General features: G+C 57.0%; 5 protein-coding genes. 2 read left to right on the forward strand and 3 right to left on the reverse strand.

Going from position 1 to position 3,787, the window contains the following annotated elements; genetic code table 11:
* The first annotated feature begins 214 nt into the window (after positions 1-214).
* The gene (locus tag HZB29_01380) at positions 215-460 is read left to right on the forward strand and encodes a type II toxin-antitoxin system prevent-host-death family antitoxin (protein MBI5814243.1); all 246 of its coding nucleotides are present in this window, start codon (positions 215-217) and stop codon (positions 458-460) included.
* A complete protein-coding gene (locus tag HZB29_01385) occupies positions 460-879 on the forward strand; it encodes a type II toxin-antitoxin system VapC family toxin (GenBank protein MBI5814244.1) in 420 nt (139 codons plus the stop codon). The genes HZB29_01380 and HZB29_01385 overlap by 1 nt, the downstream gene beginning before the upstream one ends.
* A 12-nt stretch (positions 880-891) precedes the next feature.
* Here the strand turns inward: HZB29_01385 and HZB29_01390 are convergent, their stop codons facing one another.
* The 3 genes from HZB29_01390 to HZB29_01400 form a co-directional block, all read right to left on the reverse strand.
* A complete protein-coding gene (locus HZB29_01390) occupies positions 892-2,184 on the reverse strand; it encodes a Ni/Fe hydrogenase subunit alpha (GenBank protein MBI5814245.1) in 1,293 nt (430 codons plus the stop codon).
* Positions 2,181-2,945 carry an oxidoreductase gene (locus tag HZB29_01395; GenBank protein MBI5814246.1) on the reverse strand — a complete coding sequence of 255 codons (765 nt, stop codon included), beginning with the start codon at positions 2,943-2,945 and terminating at the stop codon, positions 2,181-2,183. The genes HZB29_01390 and HZB29_01395 overlap by 4 nt, the downstream gene beginning before the upstream one ends.
* Before the next feature lie 421 nt (positions 2,946-3,366).
* Positions 3,367-3,588 carry a hypothetical protein gene (locus HZB29_01400; GenBank protein ID MBI5814247.1) on the reverse strand — a complete coding sequence of 74 codons (222 nt, stop codon included), beginning with the start codon at positions 3,586-3,588 and terminating at the stop codon, positions 3,367-3,369.
* Between the last annotated feature and the right edge of the window lie 199 nt (positions 3,589-3,787).

Consider the following 3,787-nt stretch of genomic DNA (forward strand, 5'->3'; position numbering starts at 1 on the left):
ATCCGTTAACGCCTCTAAAAACCTCATCTTCCGAGTCTCCTGTAACCACTCTGTCCGCTTCATGGCGTTTCCTCCTGGATACACCATAGAACCGGACAGATTATGTGCTACAGACCCGGACAGTTTATGTGCTCTCTACACAAATGCGGCAAATGGTGGATATAACGTTTTCAACCTGATATAATTAGACCAGTCAACCAGTCAAAATGAGAAAATGAAATCCGTCGGGGCGTTTGCGGCAAAGACCCACCTTTCCAGTCTGCTTGACCGCGTGGAACAAGGTGAGGAAATCACCATCACGCGCCATGGCCGCGCCGTGGCGGTGCTGACCCCGGCGGCGCGGGAAGGGGGCGGGGGCGCGGCGCGGGAGCTTATTGAGGATATCAAGCGCCTCCGGTCCGGTTTGAAGTCTGGCGGCCTTCGCATCTCCAGACTGGCCCATGAAAGGCACAAATACTGATGGAAAAGCGCCGGCCTGGCGCCGTGGTGGACTGTTCCATCACGCTTTCATGGTTTTTCAATGATGAAAAAAGCAGGCTGGCCGATTCCATCCTCCACAAGTTGGACAGGATCACCTTATGGGTCCCGGCCATCTGGACGCTTGAATTCGCCAACGCTCTGATTAACGCCCGGAGACGCAAACGGATATCGGAAAAAGAACACGTGGCGATTCTCGATCACGCCGCCCGTCTTCCGCTGATCGCCGATGCCGAAATCCACTCCCTGTCCGGAATCACCGGCTTGGCGCAACGGTATGGACTCACCAGTTATGACGCCGCTTATCTTGAATTGGCGTTGAGGAAAGATCTGCTTCTGGCCACGCTGGATGAAGCATTGGCAAAAGCGGCGGTTGAGGCGGGTGTAACGCTGTTGACGTAATCGCCTTTGCCCTCATTCCCTCCGCACTTCCACTTTCATCATATGGGTGGCGCAGGAGATGCAAGGGTCGTAATTGCGCACAGCCTGTTCCAGCCGCAATGTGAGCTGATCGTCCGCCATGGATGCGTTGGCCCCGGCGAATTCGCCAAGGTCGTTTTCCATCATCTTCTGGTTCTGCGACGTGGGGGGGATGATGCGGGCGTCCTGGATGATCCCTTTGCCGTCTATCCGGTACTTGTGCCAAAGTATCCCGCGCGGCGCCTCCGAGCAGCCATAGCCGACGCCGGCTTTCGGCTCCACCTCCACATGCGGCCTTTCGGGCTGTTCATAGCTTTCGATAATCCTTATCGCCTCGCCGCAGGCGTACAGCGTCTCCACCGCGCGCACGATGACGCTCTGGAACGGGTTCATCACCGCGTCGCCGATCCCCGCCTCCTTTGCGGCGTACATCGCATCCTGCGAAAGCTTGCCGAAGTTCAGGTTATAGCGCGCCAGCGGCCCCACGTGATAGGCGCCTTTCCCTTTCATCACAGAATGCAGCGCGTTGGAATGTGGGACGTGCTCCTCCTCGAAGTGGTTTTCGTATTCGTTCAGGGCGATGTTAAGCCCCTTGCTGGACACCAGCCTCCCCTCGCACATCGGGTACTCATCGGGGTGGGTTAGCGCCACATATTCGTAGTCCCGCGTGAAATCCGGGAAATCCAGCCCCGCCACAAGCTTCACCGCTTCCATGGCGAAGTCCCGCGACCATTTTAGATTTTCCAGCAACGGCTCAAGTTCCTTGCGCGACGGCGCCCTGTAAAATCCCCCCACCCGCACGTTCACCGGGTGTATCTCCCTTCCGCCGACTGTGGTGACGATGGAGTTGCCGGTCTTTTTAAGCTTCAACGCCTTTTCCACCACCCCCTTGTGGTCGGCCGCCATGTGGATGGCGCTTTCATAACCGAGAAAATCGGGGAGATGGAGCATGAACACGTGCAGGGCGTGGCTTTCAATCCATTCGCCGCAATAGATCAGTCTGCGAAGCTCCCGCAACTGCCCCTCCACCTTTATCCCAAGGGCGTTCTCTATGGCGTGGACGGAGCTCATCTGGTATGCGATGGGGCATATGCCGCAGATCCGGGCGGTGATGTCCGGCGCCTCGGTGAACATCCTGCCGCGCAGGAACGCCTCGAAAAACCGTGGCGGCTCGTATATGCGAAGCCTGGCCTCCTTCACGGCGCCATCCTTGATGGTCACCGTAAAGCCTCCCTCGCCCTCCACCCGGGCAAGGGCCTCCACCTTTATCGTCTTGTCCTTTTTCATCGCTCCCCGCCCGCCTTTCGAAAAGGCTCCGCCCATGCGTTAAACCCGTGGAACGCCCGTGATACCCCCGCGTCGTCCACTCCCATCTCCTTCCACCGGGCCGATATGGATCCGGTGTTGGGGGATTCGGCAGGCCCGAAGCATCCGTAGCATCCCCTGTGGTACGCGGGGCATATGGCGCCGCATCCGGCCTGGGTCACCGGGCCTAAACACGGTGTGTCCCTGGCCACCATCACGCACACGGTCTCCCGCTTCTTGCATTCCACGCACACGCTGTGCGGCGGGGTGTTGGGCTTGCGGCCGAAAAGGAACGCGCTAACGACCTCCACAAGCTGCGTTTTGGATATGGGGCATCCGCGAAGCTCGAAGTCCACCGGCACATGGCCGGATATAGGGGTGGACTTTGACAGGGTGGATATATAGTCCGGCCGGGCGTAAACGATGGAGGTGTAATCCTTCACGTTGGCGAAATTGCGCAACGCCTGAATTCCCCCGGCGGTGGCGCAGGCGCCGATGGTGACCATGAATTTGGACTGGCGGCGTACCTTGTGTATCCTCTCTTCGTCGTGGGGGGTGGTGATGGAGCCTTCCACAAGGGCAAGGTCATACGGCCCCTTTACCACCTCGCGCGAGGCCTCCAGGAAGTTTGCCACATGCAACGCCCCGGCCACAGCCAGCAGTTCGTCCTCGCAATCGAGCAGGGAAAGCTGGCAACCGTCGCACGACGCGAACTTGAAAACGCCAAGTTTCTTCTTCGGCATGATCCCCCCTCACGAAGTGGACATGGATATATTCTAAACCCCCTGCCATACCGCGCCAAGATATGTTTGCGATGGGCGGCGGCAAGTTTCCTCGATGTCGTGCGGGTATGCCTGACCATGTCAACATGTAAAAGAGCGCACGGGTGGCAGGCTTGGGATCGGGACTTGGATGGTGGGCCAAGGTTGACCGGGAAGGCTTTATTTTACGGTAAATGGATTCAAGACGCGCACACCGGTTCTTCCCATATCCTTGGTATTTCTGGTCACAAGCGTAAGATCATGGACGCTGGCGGTGGCGGCTATAATGGCGTCCGCCACAGGAAGAGATATATTTCCGGCTCCGCCACAGTTTCGAACCACTTCAATACTGATGCATCGCCGTTGGCGCCTTTGCGAATTTCGGCCAAAACATTCGTGTCTATCAGGAATCCCAACTGATGTCCTCCCGGCCGGCGTCTTTTGGGCGGAGAAAAATAGAATCTTCCCCCACATAAGGCATGGATGATATCCAGTCTTTAAGGCCGCCAACGTGTTTGGAGCCTTCCAACTCCTTCAGGATCACCTCGACTCGCTTATGCCGCATTTCCTCCGGAGTGGGCAGAATGTCCGGCAGGTCATCATACAGCAGGTGAATGGCTTTCACTTTTCCTCCTGATTTTTATCCGGCATTTTACTGACACGGATTTATACTATCATGAGCGGCTCGCGTTGCCTCACGGGAAAAGGTAACCGAAGGGGGCGTGGATTTTCGCCTCATGGTTCATTGGCCCATAACTCATTAAAAAGCCTCCTGAGTATTTTTTCAAATTCTTTTCTCAAGTGGAAGGGATTGAGCGTGCCAT

The organism is Nitrospinota bacterium (assembly GCA_016235255.1).
In the GTDB taxonomy this organism is placed as follows: Bacteria; Nitrospinota_A; UBA7883; order UBA7883; family JACRLM01; genus JACRLM01.